Source organism: Methylobacterium indicum (assembly GCF_001043895.1).
Lineage (GTDB): Bacteria > Pseudomonadota > Alphaproteobacteria > Rhizobiales > Beijerinckiaceae > Methylobacterium > Methylobacterium indicum.
Window position 1 is genome coordinate 1 of sequence record NZ_JTHF01000349.1, and the last position, 570, is coordinate 570.

Here is a 570-nt window from a genome sequence, read left to right on the forward strand (position 1 = left end):
GCTGGAGGCCCGGGCCGAGGAGGCGGCGATGGTGCTGCGTCGCGCGGCCGAGACGGCGACGGGCGCGGTCGGCGCGCGGACGGCGGAGAGCGTGGAAGCATTTCGCCTCGGGGCCGAGGAGGCGTCGGGCGCGCTGCAGGCGCGTCTGGCGGATGCGGCGTCGTCCTTCGCCCGTGTGGCGGAGGAGGCGGCGAGCCTGATCGGGACGCGGGCCGGCGAGGCGGATGCGGCTTTGCACGGCGTCGTGGTGGGTCTGGCGGGCCGGGCCGAGGAAGCGGCTCTGGCGATCGCGGCGGCGGCGGAGCGGACGACGGGGGCGCTCGACGCGCGGACCTTGGCCGCGACGGCGGCGTTCGCCGCGGCGGCGGACGAGGCCGGTCGCCTCGTCGCCGAGCGGGCGGGCGCGGCGGACGCGACCCTGCGCGGTACGATCGACGGCCTGGCCGAGCGGGCCGAGGACGTCGTGGCGGCGATCAATGCCGCGACCGAGCGGACGGCGGGCGCGGTGGACGCGACCCTGCGCGGCACCCTCCATGGCGTGACCGAGCGGGCCGAGGCGGTTGCCGCGGC

Annotated in this window: 1 pseudogene; it reads left to right on the forward strand. The window is 79.3% G+C overall.

The features are described from left to right. A pseudogene (locus tag QR78_RS35225) lies at window positions 1-570 on the forward strand (hypothetical protein); the annotation flags it as partial.